Source organism: Aeromonas sp. 600948, assembly GCF_049174875.1.
GTDB classification, from domain to species: Bacteria; Pseudomonadota; Gammaproteobacteria; order Enterobacterales; family Aeromonadaceae; genus Aeromonas; species Aeromonas veronii_A.
Map to the genome: position 1 here is coordinate 139,971 of NZ_JAAKTY010000003.1, position 20,419 is coordinate 160,389.

Below are 20,419 nucleotides of genomic sequence, written 5' to 3' on the forward strand. Positions count from 1 at the left end.
AATGCCTATCTCAAACTGTATGTCCATACCTAGAATTCTTGTCACAGGTGCCAACGGATTTGTAGGCAAGGCGGTCTGTGAACACTTGCTGGCTCTGGGGGCGAATGTTAAAGGAGCGGTGCGAAGTCACCCGCTGGCTTCTTACCATCTTCATGCTCCCTCTCTGACTGCGGATGCCAACTGGACAGCCCAATTGCAACAGGTGGATGTGGTTGTTCACTGTGCTGCCAGGGTGCACGTGATGTCGGATACCGCGACAGATCCCCTGGCAGCATTTCGAGCGGTGAATACAGAGGGCACCCTAACGCTTGCTCGACAAGCGGCTGAGGCTGGGGTGAAGCGCTTCATGTTTATCAGCTCGATCAAAGTGAATGGCGAGCAGACCGAGCCAGGCAAGCCATTTGATGAGAATGTGCAAAGTCCGCCAGAAGATCCCTATGGACGCTCGAAGTATGAGGCGGAACAGGGGCTGATGGCACTCGCGAAAGAGTGTGGTATGGCTGTAACCATCATCCGTCCTCCTCTTATTTACGGGGAAGGGGTGAAGGCTAACTTTGCCAGCATGATGACGTGGGTGCGCAAAGGGGTCCCGCTACCCTTTGCCCGTTTGACCAATGCGCGTAGCCTGTTGGCGTTACCTAATTTGTGTGACTTCATTGCCCATGCGATGGAGCACCCTGCCGCAGTGAACCAGGTCTTTTTAGTCGCAGATCCTGTCGCAGTGTCGACGTCTCAGTTGTTGGCGGCGATTGCAGAAGCAGAAGGAGTTAGCTGTCGGCTCTTTTATCTCCCACCAGGAGTAATAAGAGGGCTTGGACGCTGTTTGGGGATTGATGCCAAGCTACAACGGATTTATGGCTCTCTGGAAATGAATACCCGCAAGGCTCAGAGCCGATTACAATGGTCGGCACCCTATTCGCTCTCTCAGACCTTATCTCTGATGGCGTCAATCCATAGTGAGTCGTCTTGATGCTGGCATTTGTTTTGTTGTCGATATTTTGTCTTTTTCTTTCAATTACCATGACCGGCCTGCTCAGGCGCTACGCCCAGACCCGCTTGCTTGACCAACCCAATCATCGCAGTTCGCATCAGGTGCCTACCCCGAGAGGCGGTGGCATGGCTATCGTGGCGACCTTTCTGCTGGCAGCCCCGTTGTTTGTTACCCTAATCCCACTGCCCGCCGGCATATCCCAGAGAAGCTTTGCATTGATATGGGCTGCGGCGCTGGGCATTGCATTGGTTGGTTTTATCGATGACCACATCTCTCTCAAGCCTCGAACCCGCCTGATTGTGCAGAGCATGGCGGCCGCTTTGGTGGTTTCTGCGGTTAATGGTTTGCCAGCGCTGACCTTCTTTGGTTGGCAGCTCGACCTGGCCTGGTTTGGTTACCTGCTGGTCTGGCTGGGGGTGATCTGGTTTATCAATCTCTACAACTTTATGGATGGCATCGATGGCTTGGCGGCAGGTGAAGCCGTTGTCGTCTGTCTGTTCATGACGTTATTTCACTATCTGGTTGGGGGGGAGTGGTCGTCTGCCAGTTTGATCCTGCTACTGGGGATTTCGGCGGCTGGCTTTTTGTGCTGGAATTTTCCACCCGCCATGATCTTTATGGGGGATGGTGGCAGCGGATTTCTTGGCTTGATGCTGGCTTCCCTGATGCTGCTGGATGCCGCTTCTGCGCCTCAATTCCTGTGGGCATGGCTCGTCATGCTCGGAGTCTTTGTGGTTGATGCGACTTGGACGTTACTGAATCGCTATCGTCTGAAATGTCGTCTGAGCGAGGCGCATCGTACTCATGGCTATCAATATCTGGCGAGGCGTTGGCAGAGCCATCGAAACGTGACCTTGGCTGTGCTTCTTATAAATAGCCTCTGGCTTGCGCCGATCGCTGTCATGATTGTATTGGGCCAGCTCGATGGTGTGAGCGGTCTGGTCATTGCCTACTTGCCGTTAGCTTTTCTTGCGTATCACCTGAATGCAGGAGTACCAGAATGAGAAATGAGCTTTTACCCGGTGGGAGCTGGCTACTGACTTGCCTGGGCTCCCTGTCACGAGCCAGCAAGCGTGTCATCTCTGTCGCCGTTGATATGCTCTTGATCACCATGACCTATTGGGGGGCGTACTGGATCCGGCTTGAACACAACTGGCCAATCGATAGCCCGCATCACTGGGCACTGCTTGGCGCAATTATCATTGTCAGCATCAGTTTGTTTGTAAGGCTGGGGCTTTATCGCGCAGTGCTGCGATATGTCAGCTTTCGGGTACTATGGACAATCTCGCTAGGGGCATTTCTTTCAACCTGTTTCTTTGTTCTCTCTGCGTTTTACTTTGATATCTTTCTGCCGAGAACGGTCTCGGTTATCTATCTCTCCTTTTTGGTGTTACTGGTTGGCGGTGTGCGGCTGTTTTTCCGGGCGCTCCTTAATACCACCCGTTTGGCTCGTACCCAGGTGTTGATCTATGGCGCGGGCTCTTCGGGTCGACAACTGCAAATGGCCTTGTTGCAAGGTAATGAGTTTTATCCCGTCGCCTTTATTGATGACGATCCCGCCAAACAGGGATGCGTGATCCAGGGTTGTACCGTTTATCACAGTGCTCAGCTGCCAACTCTGATTGACCACCATGGGGTGCAGAAGATCTTGCTGGCTATGCCGAGCAGCACCAGGGCTCGTCGTCAGGAGGTGATTAATGCACTTGAGCCCCTCTCTTGCGAAGTGCTCTCTATCCCGGGAATGGCTGATCTGGTTAATGGCTCTGCCCGCATAGATCAGCTCAATGAGGTCTCCATCGACGATCTGTTGGGCAGAGATCCGGTAGAGCCTGTGACCACCTTGATGGAAGCCAATATCAAGGGCAAAGCGGTCATGGTGACAGGTGCCGGTGGCTCTATTGGTTCTGAGCTCTGTCGCCAAATCTTGCGGTGCCGTCCATCCACTCTGGTACTGTTCGAACTATCCGAATACGCCCTCTATGTCCTGCACAAGAACCTGCGGGAGCAGTGTCAGCGTGAAGAAATCGAAACGGATCTGGTGCCGTTACTGGGTTCAGTACAGCGCCAGCATCGTCTAAAAACGGTGATGCAGAGCTTCAGGATCCAGACCGTCTACCATACCGCGGCTTACAAACATGTCCCGCTGGTCGAGTTCAATATCATTGAAGGAGTACGTAACAACGTATTCGGCACTCTTTATGCGGCACAGGCGGCCATTGAGGCAGGGGTGGAAACATTCGTGCTGATCTCTACCGATAAAGCCGTGCGGCCAACCAATACCATGGGGGCCAGCAAGCGTCTGGCCGAATTGATCTTGCAAGCCTTGACCCGCGAGAAGCACAGCACCCGTTTTTGTATGGTGCGCTTTGGCAATGTTCTTGGATCTTCCGGCTCAGTGGTGCCGTTATTCAGACAGCAGATAGATAAGGGGGGGCCTATCACCCTGACTCACCCCGATATCATCCGTTACTTCATGACGATACCTGAGGCTGCCCAGTTGGTGATCCAGGCCGGCGCCATGGGGGAGGGGGGCGACGTCTTTGTGCTCGATATGGGGCAACCGGTACGGATCATGGAACTGGCGAAGCGCATGATACGCCTCAGCGGCCTGACACTGCGTGATGAGCAGCGTCCCGATGGTGATATCGCCATAGAGGTGACGGGGTTGCGGCCGGGCGAAAAGCTCTACGAAGAGTTACTGATTGGTGATGATGCCAGAGGAACCGAACACCCCAGGATCATGGTGGCACAAGAGAGCTGGCTGCCCTGGTCCCGACTGCGCCCCTTGCTGGCCTCGCTGGATGATGCTTGTCACCGTTTTGATCAACAGCAAGTGCGCGAGATCCTGATGCATGCTCCTGCTGCATTCGAACCGACGGATGGTATCTGTGATCTGGTGTGGCTAGCGAAGCAGCAGCATACAATAACGGAGAACATCGTGAAGCTACCAGTACACAATGTTAATTTTTTGCTGGCTAGAAATTGAGTTACCTGTTTCTATAATGAGGCAACTTGGATGCGATTAGGCCTGGTTGTGGCATTTTATCGAGAATATGCCGCAATTATTACTAATGTTAGTATTCTATTATTTGAAAAAATGGTGACCATTGGGTTGGTTTTTTTTTGCGAGGGGGTAATTAGTCATCTACTCGGTGTGTCATTATATGGGAAATGGCTATATTCGCTTAATGCCGTCATTTTATTGTCATCAGTTACATTGATTGCCGGCTCGGAAGTTGTTGTTCCGGCATTAGTTCGGCATCCTCATTTGCGTTGGAAGATACTATCTTCAGTATTTGTTTTTCGTCTACTTTTCGCTTTGGTTGCTTTGCTTGTCACATTAATCTACGCAAATTTTATTGTCGCAGATCAAGATGTAAGATTAATGCTAATGCTATTGGCGCTGGCGCTCATTTTTAATGAACCATTTTCAGTAATAGCCAACTACTATCAAGCCACCACAAATATAGGTGTTGTTGTAGCGATTCGTCTTGCAATTTTATTATTAAGGGTGCTTTTGGTAAGCCTCGCTTTTTTACTTTCATCTTATTTCATCATCTATTCAAGCAGGGCAATAGAAGCAATGTTTTTAGCTATGTCACTGAGTTGTGTTATTTATTTTAGAGGTGGCATCTGGGACTGGCATAAAAAAGTGGCAGTGGTAATGTTAAGTCGAGGTGGGGCGCTCTGGGTTCCATTAATGCTGATGCTGATTTATATGAGGATTGATCGCTTTTTCATCGAGCATTACTTAGGGTATGAACAACTAGCCATGTATGGTGTGGCTAGTCAAATGCTAGAGCAGGGCGTACTTGTACTTGGTATAGTTGTGCAGTCTATAGCCCCAATGATGTTATATGGGCGCAGAGTAAAAAAAATACATACGGTTTGTTTAGGGCTGTTATTAGTTGCATGTATCTTGCAATTAATGGGTTGGTTATGGCTACATGAAATTGTCTATTTTATCTTTGGAAAAGATTATGAGTTAGCAGCAGATTTAGCCATTATGATGTTGCCTGCGCTTTCTTTTTTCGCTGTGGATAGCGTTTTAATGCAACGATTATACCGTGACAAAAAATATTTTTTGATAATGTGCAAGTGGTTCTTTCTATTAATTATAAGCATATTCAACTATTGGCTGTTGCTAAAAGTATTTCGTTCCGGTGACATTTACATCGTTTACATAACTAATGCTTTTTTGATGATGGCTGCGACGATGTCGATATACTTCATTCATCAATATAAAGGTTGCGTGTGTAAGGTCGTGCAATGATAACAATAATGACGCCAACTTATAACAGAGCATATGTTTTACCAAGGTTGTATGACAGTTTGTGTCAGCAGACAAGGCGGGACTTTGAATGGCTCGTAATCGATGACGGTAGCACTGATGGTACCGCCGAGCTTATTTTTGATTATAGAGTTAAATCTGACTTTCCAATCAATTATTTTTATAAAGAAAATGGAGGGAAGCATCGCGCTATAAATGAAGGTGTGGTTCATGCGACCGGTGATTGGATTATCATTGTGGATAGTGATGACTTATTAACTGGTGATGCTGTTGCCAAGCTATATGATGTTATGAATCATATTAGCTCGGAATTTGTTGGGATGTGTTTTAGAAGAGCAACATTATCTGGTCATATAATTGGTATCTCCGACACCGCATGGAGCAAGTCAATGGTAATGCAGCCCATCATGGCAGGGCATATATTACAAGGTGACTTGGCTTATGTTTTTCGCACTAATGTTATGCGTGAGTTTCCTTTTCCTCAGTTCCCGGGCGAAAAGTTTGTACCAGAGTTATATATATGGAATAGAATTGCCGATATAGGTAAGATAGTTTTTTATGTAGACCAAGTAATATACTTGTGTGAATATCTTCCTGATGGCTACACCTCAAATTTTAAAAAAAATCTAAGAAGTAATCCATGTGGTTTTGGTTTGTTTTATCGAGACCAGGTGATCCGAGATACTCGATTGTTCGGCAAGGTCAAAGCATGTGTCAGAAGTCTCCAGTGCATTCTTTACTGTTGGTTGAAGAGATAGCATGAAAATTGCGATGGTAATCACAGGCCTTGGTATGGGGGGCGCTGAACGACAAGTGTGCGATTTGGCAGATCAATTTATTAGGTTGGGCCACCATATATTAATTATCTCGATGACCGGTGAAATTAGCAATCGCCCACATTCGACTGCAGCAAACATCGTTTCACTGCAGATGAGGAAAACTCCATTTAGTGTTTTCAAAGCATACTGGCAGGCGATCAGGTTACTTAATCAATATAAACCGGATGTGGTGCATAGCCATATGGTGCATGCAAATATTTTTGCTCGGTTATTACGATTATTTGTATCATTTCCGAAGCTTATCTGCTCTGCACATAGTGTTAATGAGGGAAGAGGGTGGCGGATATTGGCATACCGGCTTACCGAAAGGTTATGTGATCTTAACACAAACGTAAGCCAAGAAGCTGTTGAGGCTTTTATTAAACAAGGTGCGGTATCTGCCGGGCGAATGAAAGTCATGTATAATGGTATTGATACGGAGCGTTTTTATTTTAACGCCACAGTCAGAAATAAATTACGCTCTCAGCTTGGGATTGATGACAATAACATATTGTTAATTTCAGTAGGCAGACTGACCGCTGCCAAGGACTATACAAATTTGCTTGTTGCATTTGCGATGTTATCTTCGAGATCCAATAATGTTAAGTTGGTCATCATAGGTGAGGGTGAGGAAAAAGAATACTTAACCACAATCGCTAGCGCACAAGGGATTAGCGAGCGAGTTCATTTCTTGGGGCTGCGCTATGATGTTGAAGATTGGATGAGTGCAGCAGATATATTTGTGTTGTCATCAGCTTGGGAGGGGTTTGGTTTAGTTGTGGCTGAGGCTATGGCTACTGAGCGGGTAGTGGTTGCCACCGATTGTGGTGGAGTGAGGGAAGTGGTTGGCTCTGCTGGATTGCTTGTCCCCTCTAAAAATAGTCAGCAGCTATTTACCGCGATTGAGCAGGCTATGATGCTTTCGCCGCTTGAGAGAGAGGTGATGACTAGGGAGGCTCGGATTCGGGTTATTAGCCATTATTCAATAGAGACTATCTGTCTGCGTTGGTTAAATTTGTACCAGGACTACACATGAGCAAACATCTTTGTATGGTGAGCAATACAGCGTGGTCAATGTGGAATTTTCGCCGCGGATTATTATCTGCACTTATACAACATGGATATCGCATAACCATTGTTGCTCCACCTGATAATACAGTTTTTTCGCTCTGTGATTTGGGGTGTTCATTTATACCGTTGGCACTATCCCCTAAAGGAGTCAATCCAATTGTTGAACTAAAATTAATATTTGATTTCGTAAGAATATATAGAAAAATTAATGCGGATTTAATTATCCATTATACGGTAAAACCAAATATATATGGTTCTTTTGCTGCACATCTTTGTCGCACACCTGCCTTGGCTATAACCACTGGGTTAGGATATGCCTTTATGAATGATGGTTGGGTGCCCAAAGTAGTAAGGTTGCTTTATAAATTCGCTTTTAAATATCCTAAGCTAGTCATTTTCTTAAATGAAGATGATCGCCTTGAATTTGTATCAAGACAGTTGGTAGATAAAAGAAAGACTCTGTTACTGCCTGGCGAGGGCGTTGATTTGAGTTTTTTTTATCCTTCAGAAAAATTTGCTGAAGATGACTCGGTTAGTTTTTTGCTCATTGCGCGGTTGTTATGGGATAAGGGGATTGGAGAATATGTAGCAGCCGCAAAGCAGATTCATATTCGTCATCCAAACATAAAGTTTAAATTGCTAGGCGATGTTCAGGCTGATAACCCACGAGCGATCGGATATGCACAGTTGCATGAATGGATCAATGACGGTGTGCTGGAATATCTCGGTACTACACATGATGTTAGGCCTATCATAATGGAAAGTGATTGTATTGTGTTACCTTCTTATCGCGAAGGATTGCCAAGAACTATGATCGAAGCTGCTGCAATGGCAAAGCCAATTATTGTTACCGATGTTCCTGGATGTAGAGATGTACTGCTACATGAGAAAACCGGGTTACTCTGTCAAGCTAGAAATGTTTCATCATTGGCTGATGCGATGATGACATTCATACGAATGACTACAGCTCAAAGAACCTTGATGGGTAATGCTGGGAGGCAATTAGTTAGTGCCAGATTCGATGAGAAAAAAATCATTGGCATATATTTTGACATATTGGCTCAGCATATCGATGGCGCTCAGCCCTGTGGTTGATAACTGAATGAGTTTTTCATGATAAATAATAGCTATTATCCATATGGTGGTCGTTGGTATGACCTTGTACGGTTTAATTATACAATAATGTTCTTTTTTACATCCTTGGTATCAACATTATTACCTGCATTTTTGTTTTGGGGCGAGGACTTTTGGAATTTCCTTGATGATGTAAAAATAAATTCACTTTTAGGAATCTTTATAACATGTATTACTGCTGGTTTTTTTCTGAGTCGAGTGCTTTGCTATCCTGGAGTTAATGCTTTATCTTATATGATTCCAACAGTAACCGCTGTGTATGGAATATTATTCGGTGTGTTGCTGCTGTTTCGTCTTGAGTATAGTAGGCCAGTAATTATAAGCTCGTATATATTGGTTTTAGTATCTTGCTGGCTTATTTATTACTTAGGGGCACGATCTGGCAAGGTTAAGTATTCTATCATCCCGGTTGGTAATTATCAGAAACTGTGTGCCTTGACTGCTGTTGAATGGAATATTCTTCACAAACCCGATTTTTCTCTGTTTTGTGGTAATGCCGTAGTTGCTGACTTTCACTCATCTGATTTGACGAGTGAATGGCAAAGGTTATTAACTGATTTCGTTTTGTTAGGGATACCAATCTATCACAGCAAAACTATATATGCATCATTAACAGGCCGAGTGAGCGTTGAGCAATTATATGAAAATGACTTGGGTTCCGCTATTCCCTCGTTGTTTTATTTCTTTTTAAAAAGACTAGCTGATCTTTTGGTTGTTATAATTGCACTCCCCTTTTTTATGCCGGTGTTACTTATAACAGCAATATTAATAAAGCTGGAAAGCCCTGGCCCTGTTTTCTTTAAGCAAAAGAGAGTTGGGCTGGGTAATAAAGATTTTGTAATATATAAATTTCGTAGTATGCATGACAGTTCATCATCAGACAATGCATATTTTGCTCAGGAGGTTGACAAACGGATTACTCGTGTTGGTCATTTTATTCGTAAATATAGAATTGATGAGCTCCCGCAATTCTTTAATGTTCTTAAAGGGGATATGAGCTTGATTGGTCCACGGCCTGAACAGCGTTTTTTTGTGGAGAGGTTTGAGTCTGAATTACCATTCTATATGTATCGTCATATGGTTCGTCCTGGTATAAGTGGATGGGCTCAGGTGATGCATGGCTACTCAGCTGATACAGATAGTACTCGTATAAAATTAGAATATGATTTTTATTATATTAGAAACTTTTCGCTTTGGCTTGATCTATTAATAGTAATCAAAACTATTAAAACAATGCTGACAGGGTTTGGGGCTCGTTGAGTATACGGAAATAATATATGAGCAGCTTGTATTGGATTTTATCTTCATTATACTGGTTACTTGGAGTGCATTTTTTTATGCACAACCCGGGAGGAGCAGGGCTATATCTGCCCTTTAACGCATGGGGATGGGTGTTTGCCTCGCTGGCTATTGGATTAGGATTGTGGCAAGTGACGTTACGCCAGCGTCTGCTCTTTTCTCCATTACAAGCGGGCTTATGGATAGGGGCACTCTTGCTACTGCTGCCGATGTTCTATCCAGGTTTTGCACTCAGGGATTATGCCATTCCCAGATTATTGGGGCTTTTTGCTGGTCTGCTGTTTTTATTCGGGCTCTATCAATGGCGCTTCAATCGGTTGCAGCGAGATCGCTTGCTATATATCGTCCTGATAGCGATCGCGATGGAGGCTTTGCTCGGTCTGATACAGTTCTATCTGTTGACACCCGGTAACTGGATTGGCTACGACACTAAAACCAATCGTCCTTACGGGATCTTTCAACAGCCAAACGTGATGGCAACCTTTATGGCAACTGGTCTTGCCCTTGCTATCTGGCTGGAATTACGCCGAGAGGGTGGTCGTTTGCTGATGGCTCTGCGCTATGGCGTCATTCTATCAGCAACACTGTTGCTGGTTGTTTTGCAATCCCGAGTGGGTCAACTTGGCGGTCTGCTAGCTCTGTTTTTATTGATACCGCAACTCCATCGCCATCGATTGCTATGGCGTATGTTGGCGCTGGTTATTTTTGCGGTGGCCCTTGGCCTGCTATCACAGTACTGGATGGCAGGAGCAAAGCGCGGGTTGGAGATTTATCAATCTGGTGGTATGCGATCTATTTATTGGCCTTATGCAGCCAAGCTGATTGCCGAAGCACCATGGAGTGGTTGGGGATACGGCAGTTTTGAATCTGTTTTTCTCCATCACTACATGGCTGATAAGGCGCTGAATCCATCTATGGTGCAGATTGAGTACAATCTTGACCATCCCCACAACGAATTCCTTTATTGGGCTGTTGAGGGAGGGGTGGCTCCCATGGTTGGTATGGTGATCATGGGGGGCGCATTATTGTGGTGCCTGACGAAGGTGCGTTGGGTAAATGCCATGGCACTGCTTGCCCTGGTGACACCGATATTGCTCCATACTCAGACGGAATATCCCCTTTACCATGCAATCGTGTTGTGGTGGTTGTTGCTGACGCTGATCTATGTCGTTGACACCGAGATTGAAGAAACCCGTTTCGTGAGTTGCGGTAGCCCATCGTGGTTGGACATTGAGTATCGCCCCTGGTTGTTGCTCCGATTTATGGCAATAGCTATCCCTCTATTGGTTGTCCCATTTATGATGACAGCCCTTCATACTGCCTGGGTCGTCACCAAATACGAGCGGGGAGGTTATAAGGAGCCGACGCTCTTGCTGGAGATTATCAATCCTATGGCATGGCTGACACGAGTTGAATTTGATGTGAACTCGGTTCGTCTGATGGTCGGTTTGCAGACAAACAACAAGGCTGAACTGGAAGCTTATCTGGAGTGGGGGCAGGACTTCGTACTTCATACACCACGAGCTAATATATACGCCAATATGGTGACAGCACTTAACGCTCTGGGTCGCAAAGAGGCAGCCGATGCGATGCGTCTGGAAGCGCTCAGACTCTATCCTGCGGAACCTCTGCTGAGTGGCTCTGTAGCTATACCGGTGATCAGTGGTGTTGATCAATCTGCACAAAGTAATGCTCGCGCAAATTAGCGTAATTTAACAACCGGGTAAGATCGGTTATGTTAAAAAACAGATTGTTTATTTGTCTTTAGATATATGGATTGGTGTTGTAAGCTCTTGATTTTTATGGATAAAAATTATGGCTTTTTAAGTCGTCGTTGCTGAGGAATTGCTTTGTGGCTTTTTTATTTCACCTTGCTTGATGGGTAACTGGGCGGGGGGGAGGGCATATCGGGTGTCACTATAAAGAGAATCTTCTGACTGCATGTAGTGGGATATTAATGAGCCCTGTAATATCTGAGATCATCATCTGTCAGATTGTATAGCAATCACAACTGAGCATTGATTTGTTATCACGCTTCGCGTCAAGAGAGTATGGTGAGTGAAAAATAAAAAAAAAGGAGTGTAAATACAGAAAACGGTATGTTGTTATCAATTGTCCATGCTATTCTGACACGGTAATCCCTGTGACCGACTTTTTGTGAGGAAATAATGAACGAGTTTCTGAAAGTTCTGCTGAACATTCGCAGTCTGCGTGCGGCTGTTCGTGAGCTGCCGTTTGAGCAACTGCTGGAAGCTAAAGAGAAGTTTGACCTGGTTTACCAAGAGCGCGCCGATTCTGTTGAACAGGAGCGTGCTGAACAGGAAGAGCGTCAGCGCAAGCTGAATGAATTCACCGAAATGCTGCAGCAGGCTGGTATTGATCCTCGTGAGCTACTGGCGACTGCCGCTGCTCCGGCTGCTGCAACTGGCGCTGCCAAGAGCAAGCGAGCTCCGCGTCCGGCTAAATACAAGTACGAAGAAGATGGCCAGGAAAAAACCTGGACCGGTCAAGGCCGTATGCCGAAAGCCATTGCTGCTCAAGTAGCATTGGGTAAAGACCTGAACGATTTCCTGATCTAATTCGTCAGGTTCAGAGATTGAATAATGCCGCCCTCGGGCGGCATTATTTTTGCCGTTTTACTCGTGGTTATCCAACCAGTATTTCCACCTCATTGTTATCTGCATTCCTCGTTTGTATCCTTTCTCTCTCGCCTTACCCGCAGTTCCTTTACTCAATATCATTCGTTGTTTACGATTAATTTTGTCCTGTGGCTCACCAACGCGATATCGCTATTTGTATGCGTTGTGCTGATACGAGCTTCGGATATGTTTCTCACGATTCACGATTCACGATTCACGATTCACGATTCACGATTCACGATTCACGATTCACGATTCACGATTCACGGTGCGTCGCTCGGCAAGAGTAGAGCTCTCTGCTGATGGAATATCCGGTAATCGTTATCTCCGGTCAGGGAGCGTTAGGTATAGAGAGAGCCGCAAGGTATGGCCGGTATATTCAGGGTCGCCGATGCATGTAATTGGCTGCGCTGCCATACCTGCCCCTGATGATGGGCAATGGAGTTCGGCTGCCGTGTGGGAGAGGAAATTCTGTATGGTCTATGGCGATGATATTCCCCACTCTGTAGGCAGAGTGGGGGATAGCCAGGTGAAGCGCTATCGGGGCGTCACGCTATCGCTGCCACCCAGGGCGCGATAGATTTTGGCTGTGGTGGTGAGCTGCTCTTTTTGCTGTGCCAGCAGGCTCTGCTGGGCATCCCACAGTCGGTTCTGCTCATCAAGCCAAGCCTGTACACCGGTCGCACCCGCCTGGAAGCGAGCCTTGGCCAGTCGTTCGGCCTCCCGGGCATAACTCAGCTGTTCCTGCAGATAATCGAGTCGCTGCTGGCCATAGTGGCGGGCGGCCAGATTGTCTTCCACTTCCACCAGTGCAGTGTAGAGCTGCTTGCGAAACTCGGTTTCGGCGATCTGGTAATCCAGCTCCGAGCTTTCAATGGCGAGCTGGGTGCGGTTGTATTCAAGGAAGGGGAGGGCAAGGCTGGCTCCCAGCGTACCAACCGGATTTTGCAGCACTTGCGCCAATCTATCGGATGCGGTGCTGGCGCTGCCGGTCAGGGTCAGGCTGGGGTAGAAGCTGGTGCGGATCTCATCCCCTTTAGCCAGCGTCTTGCTCAGCCGCAATTCGGCCGCTTTGACATCGGGGCGGCGGGCCAGCACATCGGCCGGAATACCCACCGCAAGTTCAGGAATGGCCTGCTTTGCAAGGGAAGCGGGTGCATACTCCAGCGGCCCGCTGCTGCGGCCCAGCAACAGAAGCAGGGCATTGCGAGCCTGTTCCTGCTGCGCCTTGAGGGAGGCCAGCTCAGCCTGCTTGCCTGCCAGTTGCTGGCGTGCCTGCGCCAGATCGAGTCGGGTGATGGCGCCTGCCTGGTATTTGGTTTGGGTCAGCAGCTCGGTTCGCGTCAGGTTGGCCAGCTGCTGTTCTCCGAGTGTGATGGCAGAGCCGAGATAGCCGAGCTGCCAATACTGCTCCAGAGTATTGCCAATCAGCAGGAGTCGGGTGCTGGCGAGATCCTGCTCGCTTGCCGCCGCCTCCCAGCTTGCCTGATCTCGCACCGAGGCAAGCTTGCCCCACAAATCCACTTCGTAACTGAGGCTCAGCGAGGGGCCCAGACTGTTGGTGCCTTTGCCGCTTTTCAGATCCTTGTTGCCACTGGCTGCGATAGTGCCATTGACCGAGGGGGTGAGGTTGGTATCGGCCTGCTCGGCGCCCAGTCTGGCGCTTTTGAGCTTGAGGGCCGCCACATGCATGTCCGGGTTGGCGGCTAGAACCGCCTCGACCAATTTGTCGAGTTGGGGATCATGAAATTCCCGCCACCAGAGGCCAGCCTGCGCAGCCAGTTGGGCGCCCTCGGCCTGTTGCCATGCAGGGGCGATCGCCAGCTCGGGTCTTTGATAGCTGCTGTGCTGACTACAGCCGCTGAGGGCCATGCAGAGAGCCAGCCAGGAGAGTTTGTACATTGTTATTCCCTCGCCAGTGCGACAACAGGGTCGAGCCGCGCCGCATTGCGTGCCGGCAAGTAACCAAACAGGATCCCGATGAGTGACGAGCAGCCAAAGGCCATCAGGATGGAGAAGAGCGAGAACTGCATCTTGATGGAGTCCACCAGCAGTGAAAAGAGCGCGCCAATACCGAGCGAGATGCCGACGCCAAATATCCCCCCCAGCAGGCTCACCATCACAGCTTCAATCAGGAATTGCTGCAGGATATCCGACTGGCGGGCGCCCACGGCCATGCGAATGCCGATCTCGCGGGTGCGCTCGACCACCGACACCAGCATGATGTTCATCACGCCCACCCCGCCGACGATCAGCGAGATCACCGCGATGGCCGAGACCATCAGGGTCATGGTGGCGGTGGTTTTTTCCACCGATTTGATGATGCTGTCGCTGCTGAAGGTGAAGAAATCCTTCACCCCGTGGCGCTTGGTGATCAGCTCGATCACCGCCTGCTCGGCCAGTGCTGGTTGTACCCCGTCTTTGACCCGGATGGTGATCTGGCTGAAGTGGTGCTGCGAGATGAGGCGACTCATCACCGCGCTGTAGGGTAGCCAGATATTGACCGACTGGCTGGTGGGGCCAAAGCCGGTCTCCTGCGAGACCACACCGACAATCCGCACCGGCAAGGTGCCGACCAGTACCACCTTGCCGACCGGATCCTCCTTGCCAAGCAGGCTGGTGATGCTCTTCTTGTCCACTACGGCGACGGCGGCACGCTGCTGGATATCTTGCCACTCCAGTAAGCGACCACTGACCAGCGTCATCCCCTTCACCTTGAAATAGTCGTTACCGACCCCGGTCACGTTGCCGCTGTTGGTCTTGTTGCGATAGCGCAACTGGCCTGAGCTGCCTATCTCGGGGCTGGCGCCCGCAAGATAGGGTTGCCCCAACAGGGCATCGAGATCCCCCTTGTTGAGGGTCTGGATGCTGGCCATCTTCTCATCGCCCCATCCTTTACCCGGGAAGATTTCGATGGTGTTGGTGCCCATCGCATTGATCTGGTCGATCACCTTGGCGCGCGCGCCCTGACCAAGAGCAACCACGCTCACCACGGCGGCGATGCCGATGATGATGCCGAGCATGGTGAGGAAGGTGCGCATCCGGTGGGCGAGCATGGCATGCATCGCCATCCGTCCCGCTTCCCGATAACGATCCCAGTCGTGACCCATGGCGCCTGTAGTGGGCGCTACTTTTTGAGAGGCTACAGCGGTGGCTGGAGCCAACACGGCCGTTTGGCAGGGGCCGCTATCTTGTTCAATCCGACCATCCTTGAGAGTGATGATCCGGTCGGCATGGCTGGCCACGTTCATATCGTGGGTGACCAGAATGATGGTGTGGCCCTGAGCATGCAGCTCCTTGAGGATCGCCATCACCTCCTTGCCGCTCTGGCTATCCAGTGCGCCGGTCGGTTCATCGGCGAGGATCACTTCGCCGCCATTGGCCAGCGCCCGGGCGATACTGACCCGCTGCTGCTGACCGCCGGAGAGCTGGCCCGGGGTATGGTGACTGCGATCGGCCAGTCCCAGTCTGCCCAGCAGCTGACGCGCACGTGCCTGGCGATCCGGGCGGCTGGTGCCGGCATAGACGGCCGGGATCTCCACGTTGGCGGCGGCATCGAGATGGGGCAGCAGGTGGTAGCGCTGAAAGATAAAACCGAAGTGGTGGCAGCGCAGCCGGGCCAGCGCCAACGCATCCATGGTGGCGGTGTCTTGACCGCGAAACAGATACTGGCCGCCGCTCGGGCTATCGAGACAACCCAGCAGGTTCATCAGGGTCGACTTGCCGGAGCCGGACGCGCCGACAATGGCGATCATCTCTCCTGCCGTGATGGTGAGGTCAAGAGGGTGGAGCACGGTGACTTCGCTGTCGCCGCTCTGGTAGCGTCGCTCGACCCCTTTCAGCTGGATCAACGGCAGCTGGTTCAGGGGCTCACTCATAGCATCACCGCCATCTCATCATTGTCGGCGGGGGCACTGTGATTGAGCTGCACCTCCTCCTTCTCACTCAGCCCGCTGATCACCTCAATGCGGATCTCGTCCTTCATACCGGTCTTGATATGACGGGTTTCGGTTGTCTCATCGTCCTTGATCACGGTGACTTCATACTCGTTGTCACCCAGCGACTTGCCGAGGGCGGTTTGCGGCACAGTGAGCACCTGCTTGCGCTCGCCGAGCACAATGGTCACCTGGGTGGTCATTGCGACCCGCAGGGTATGGTCGGGATTGGGTACATCGAACAGGGCGTAGTAGTAGACAGCCGCATTGCTGGTGGTGGTGCCGGTGGTGGCCTGATCGTTGATGTTGGTGGGCGCTAACTCCACGGCGCGAAGCGTACCTTGATAGCGGGTATCCGGATCGCCAATGAGGGTGAAGTAGACTGGCATGCCAGCTTTGACCTTGGTGACATCAGCTTCGGAGATCTGCGCCTTGACCGTCATAGTCTCGAGGTTGGCCAGCTTGAGCACGGTCGGCACCGTCTGGCTGGCTGCCAGGGTTTGGCCCTGACGGGTCACAATGCTGATAACGGTGCCATCCATCGGCGCCAGGATCTTGGTGTAGCCCAGCTCGGTCTTGGCCCGATCAACCTTGATCAGGGCGTTGTCGATATTGGCCTGGCTATTTTGTAGTTCGGCGCGGGTGACCGCCAGCAGTGCCTCGGCACTCTCCAGATCGGCCCTTGAGCTCGCCTCCTGCTTGAACATCTGCTGCTGGCGCCGCCAGGCGAGCTCGTTCTGTTTGAGTTGTGCCTGCTTGATCTTGAGCTGGGCGCGGTTGCTGGCAAGTTCCGCCTCGGCCGTCTTGAGGTTGTTCTGGGCAATCAGGGGATCGATCTCGGCCAGCAGGTCTCCCTGCTTGACCTGATCTCCGGCCTCGACGGCCAGCTTGGTAACCTGACCGGAGACCTGGGCCCCCACATCCACCTGCTCCACGGCCTGCAGCACGCCACTGGCCAGTACGGTCTGGGCGATATCCTCGCGGGTCACTTGAGCGGTCAGCATCGCCTTGGGTGGTTGACTGGGCCAGAGCAGCCAGCCGAGGAGCACCATGGCGATCAGCATGGTGATGGCCAGGGTTCTCTGCTTGGGGGTTATGTTCATCGATCACCTGAATGGAAACGGAAAAGGTTGTGCGCGGCGATTATCCTGCAGCAAAGCCCTGATAAATAACAGCCGCAAATATGTAAGCAAAGTTATGGCGTTAACTGTCAATAAGCCGTGAAAGGAGTAAGCGAGAGACCGCAGTGGTGAGCAAGATGGTCAGCAAGAGGGTGGGGAGTGCGGCTGGCGGTGGCGATGATAAAGCCCTGCGCAGAGGCAGGGCTTTGGAATAGGTAATGGCGAGTGAGGATCAGGCCTTGGCCAGCAGATCCATTACCCAGGGCAGACCCTGCTTCTTGCGGCTGACAAAGCCCGGGTGGTAGCTGGACTCTGCCGGTACTTTGGCGTGCTCGGTAAAGTAGATACGGCTGGCAGCCGCAGTCAGGTCAGTCACCATCAACACGAAGAAGTCGAGCCCTTCACTCGCCACGCGCTGGGCCATCTCCTGCTGTAGGGCTGGCAGGTGCTCGGCCAGCTGCTGCTCGCTGCCCACTTCGATCTGGCTCATGATGAAGTTGCAACCTTCCGCCTGGAACGCTTTCTCATCCTGCTGCAGCAACTGCGCAGGAGTGAGGCCGCTCAGATCGGTTTTCGCCATCAGCAGCTGTTGACCAAACTCGGCCAGCGACACCTCGGCCAGCGGTGCAAGACGCTCGCAGGCGATCTTGTCCTGCTCGGTGGTGGTGGGCGAGGTGAGACAGAGGGTGTCGCTCATGATGGCACCCAGCATCAGGCGAGCCTGGCTGCGGGTCACGGTACCTTGCTGGCTCAGCAGATCGAAGGCGATGGTGCAGGTGCAGCCGACGGCCCGGATCCACGCATCCAGCGGAGATTGGGTGACCAGAGTGCCGAGACGGTGGTGATCCACCAGGCCCAGTACATTGGCTTGTGCCAGTGTGGCAGGGCCCTGTTCCAGATCACTGAAATCCACCAGCCAGACATTTTCACCGGTCATATCTTTGGTCAGCAACTCGGGTTCGCTGACGCCAGCCTGCTCCAGAATAAAACGGGTTTCGGTGCGCAGGTCACCCAGACGCCATGGGGTGGCCTGACGGCCCTGGCCATTGAGCCAGTCGGTGATAACCAGCGCACTGCAGATACTGTCGCTATCAGGATTCTTGTGACCAAAAACGTGGATCATAGACAAAGCCTCACAATTGGATACCCATAAAGGGGGGCAACACTATGCGAAATCCGCTACATGAAGGCAACCGGATCCACGCTCATGTTGCTGCCAGCTTCGCCTAACTCGCCATTTTATTGATCTGGGTCGGTAATCCTGACGTGAGTTCGGTGCTCACAGTTGGCTATTGGCTATTGGCTATTGGCTATTGGCTATTGGCTATTGGCTATTGGCTATTACTGACTGCGCAGGCCATAGCTCTCTCCTGTGCCTGCGCAGTCAGCATGTTCGGTCAGCCCTGTCAGTCGCCATCGCTGCAAATCGGCGTTTTGGCCTGATTCAACGGCGCAGCAGCTCGCGAGCATTGGCCAGGGTGTTGTCGGTGATCTGGTCGCCACCGAGCAGACGTGCCAGCTCATTGAGGCGGGCATTCTGGTCGAGCGAATCCATCCGAGTTTCGGTGGTTTTGCCATCGGTATGCTTGCTCACCACCATATGCTGGTGGCCGTTGCCTGCCACCTGAGGCAAGTGAGTGACCACCATCACCTGAGTGGACTCCCCGAGCTGGCGCAGCAGGCGACCCACCACGGCGGCAGTCGGGCCGCTGATCCCCACATCCACTTCGTCGAAAATCAGAGTCGGGGTTGAGACCTTGCGGGCGCTGATCACCACGATGGCGAGACTGATGCGCGACAGTTCACCGCCTGAGGCCACCTTGCCAAGCGGCTGGATCGGTTGGCCAGGGTTGGTGGTGACCATAAATTCCACCCGATCTATACCCAGCGGAGAGAGGCTGCTCTGGGCATCGGGGCGCACCTCGATGGCAAAGCGGCCATCGGGCATCGCCAGTTCGTGCATGCTGCTGGTTACCTTGGCGCCCAGCTCCTGGGCGTAACGCTGACGGCTCTGACTCAGGGCTTCGGCGGCCTGGACAAAAGCCTGACGGGCCTCGGCCAGCTCATCTTCCATCCCCTCTAACCGCTCTTCATCGGAGTTGAGGCGAGCAAGATCAGAGGCCAGCTCCTGATGGTACTGAGCCAGATCTGCCGGTTTGACGTGGTGCTTGCGGGCCAGATTGATCGCCTTGGAGAGGCGAGCTTCCAGCTCGTTGAACCGCTCGGGATCCAGCTCCAGCCGATCGAGATAGCTGCGCAGCTCGCTGTGGCTCTCCTGCACCCCGATCAGTGCTTCGTTCAGCATCTCCAGTACCGGGGTGAGGCGGCTGTCCATGCTGACCAGCCCCTCGGCCCGATCGACGGCTGATTGCAGCAGCCCAGCGATAGTGGTCTCTTCGTTGTCATAGAGCAGGTCGAGGCAAGCCCCGCACTCTTGCATCAGCTCTGTGCCGTTGGCCAGACGCTGGTGCTCCTCTTCTATTTCTTCAAACTCCCCCGGCTGCAGGGCAAATTCGTCCAGCTCTTGCACCTGATACTCGATCAGCTGGCGGCGGGCTTCCCGCTGCTGCTGCTCGGCCTTGAGCCGGTTCAGCTCGTTTTGTAGTTGACGCCACTGCTGATAGTGCTGGCGCACCTCATCGAGCAGCAGATGGTGGCCGGCGTAGCCGTCGAGCAGGGCGAGCTGGTAGTCGGGTTTGAGCAGCATCTGGTGGGCATGCTGACCGTGTACGTTGACCAGCAGCTGACCCAGATTCTTGAGCTGGGTGAGGGGGACGGGCACGCCGTTGATATAGCTGCGTGAGCGACCCTCGGCGGAGATGACTCGCCGCACGATACACTCCCCTTCGTTTTCCAGTTCGTTGGTGGCGAGCCAGGCGCGGGCGGCCGGGTTGTTGTCCAGCAGGAAGCGGGCGCTGACCTCGCTTTTGTCGCTATCGGGTCGCACCATGCCGGCTTCGGCCCGCTCTCCGAGGCAGAGACCGAGAGCATCGATGGCGATGGATTTACCGGCACCGGTCTCACCTGTGATGCAGGTCATGCCCGGTTGCAGATCGAGTTCGAGAAACTTGACGATGGCGAAGTTGTTGACGGTCAGCTGGGTCAGCATGGTCTCATCCT

The 20,419-nt window shown here is 51.4% G+C and carries 15 protein-coding genes; 10 read left to right on the top strand and 5 right to left on the bottom strand.

Annotated elements, in window-relative coordinates; genetic code table 11:
• Nucleotides 1–19 precede the first annotated feature (19 nt).
• The 10 genes from G5182_RS03785 (at nt 20) to G5182_RS03830 (ending at nt 12,183) form a co-directional block, all read left to right on the top strand.
• Nucleotides 20–970 (top strand): UDP-glucose 4-epimerase family protein, encoded by a 951-nt coding sequence (locus G5182_RS03785; RefSeq protein ID WP_421254217.1) that lies wholly within the window; start codon nt 20–22, stop codon nt 968–970.
• Entirely contained in the window at nt 970–1,995 is a 1,026-nt protein-coding gene (locus G5182_RS03790; protein ID WP_227340925.1) for an MraY family glycosyltransferase, read from the top strand. Before G5182_RS03785 ends, G5182_RS03790 begins: the two co-directional genes overlap by 1 nt.
• Entirely contained in the window at nt 1,992–3,977 is a 1,986-nt protein-coding gene (locus tag G5182_RS03795) for a nucleoside-diphosphate sugar epimerase/dehydratase (protein ID WP_227340924.1), read from the top strand. The genes G5182_RS03790 and G5182_RS03795 overlap by 4 nt, the downstream gene beginning before the upstream one ends.
• Before the next feature lie 30 nt (nt 3,978–4,007).
• Nucleotides 4,008–5,264, top strand: coding sequence for a lipopolysaccharide biosynthesis protein (locus tag G5182_RS03800; protein WP_227340923.1), 1,257 nt, complete (start codon nt 4,008–4,010; stop codon nt 5,262–5,264).
• Nucleotides 5,265–5,272: 8 nt separating this feature from the next.
• Nucleotides 5,273–6,040, top strand: a complete 768-nt coding sequence (locus G5182_RS03805) for a glycosyltransferase family A protein (RefSeq protein ID WP_235699308.1) — start codon at nt 5,273–5,275, stop codon at nt 6,038–6,040.
• Nucleotide 6,041: 1 nt separating this feature from the next.
• Nucleotides 6,042–7,136, top strand: a complete 1,095-nt coding sequence (locus G5182_RS03810) for a glycosyltransferase (protein ID WP_227340921.1) — start codon at nt 6,042–6,044, stop codon at nt 7,134–7,136.
• Nucleotides 7,133–8,266: a glycosyltransferase family 4 protein gene (locus G5182_RS03815; RefSeq protein WP_227340920.1), complete on the top strand. Its 1,134-nt coding sequence runs from the start codon at nt 7,133–7,135 to the stop codon at nt 8,264–8,266. Before G5182_RS03810 ends, G5182_RS03815 begins: the two co-directional genes overlap by 4 nt.
• Nucleotides 8,267–8,284: 18 nt before the next feature.
• Nucleotides 8,285–9,565, top strand: coding sequence for a sugar transferase (locus G5182_RS03820; protein WP_421171998.1), 1,281 nt, complete (start codon nt 8,285–8,287; stop codon nt 9,563–9,565).
• Nucleotides 9,566–9,582: 17 nt separating this feature from the next.
• A complete protein-coding gene (locus G5182_RS03825; protein ID WP_227340918.1) occupies nt 9,583–11,310 on the top strand; it encodes a PglL family O-oligosaccharyltransferase in 1,728 nt (575 codons plus the stop codon).
• A 462-nt stretch (nt 11,311–11,772) separates the two neighbouring features.
• The gene (locus G5182_RS03830; protein ID WP_216954269.1) at nt 11,773–12,183 is read left to right on the top strand and encodes an H-NS family nucleoid-associated regulatory protein; all 411 of its coding nucleotides are present in this window, start codon (nt 11,773–11,775) and stop codon (nt 12,181–12,183) included.
• Between the two features lie 597 nt (nt 12,184–12,780).
• On the opposite strand, the gene G5182_RS03835 is transcribed toward G5182_RS03830, so the two are convergent.
• The 5 genes from G5182_RS03835 to recN all read right to left on the bottom strand — a co-directional run bounded on the left by G5182_RS03835 (nt 12,781) and on the right by recN (nt 20,408).
• Complete coding sequence (locus tag G5182_RS03835) at nt 12,781–14,145, bottom strand: efflux transporter outer membrane subunit (RefSeq protein WP_227340917.1); 1,365 nt, start codon at nt 14,143–14,145, stop codon at nt 12,781–12,783.
• Nucleotides 14,146–14,147: 2 nt separating this feature from the next.
• Entirely contained in the window at nt 14,148–16,121 is a 1,974-nt protein-coding gene (locus tag G5182_RS03840) for a MacB family efflux pump subunit (RefSeq protein ID WP_227340916.1), read from the bottom strand.
• Complete coding sequence (gene macA, locus G5182_RS03845) at nt 16,118–17,281, bottom strand: macrolide transporter subunit MacA (protein ID WP_227340915.1); 1,164 nt, start codon at nt 17,279–17,281, stop codon at nt 16,118–16,120. The genes G5182_RS03840 and macA overlap by 4 nt, the downstream gene beginning before the upstream one ends.
• Nucleotides 17,282–17,531: 250 nt before the next feature.
• On the bottom strand, nt 17,532–18,422 hold the full coding sequence (locus tag G5182_RS03850) for a manganese-dependent inorganic pyrophosphatase (protein WP_227340914.1): 891 nt from the start codon (nt 18,420–18,422) through the stop codon (nt 17,532–17,534).
• A 321-nt stretch (nt 18,423–18,743) separates the two neighbouring features.
• A complete protein-coding gene (recN, locus tag G5182_RS03855) occupies nt 18,744–20,408 on the bottom strand; it encodes a DNA repair protein RecN (protein WP_227340913.1) in 1,665 nt (554 codons plus the stop codon).
• Nucleotides 20,409–20,419: the final 11 nt, after the last annotated feature.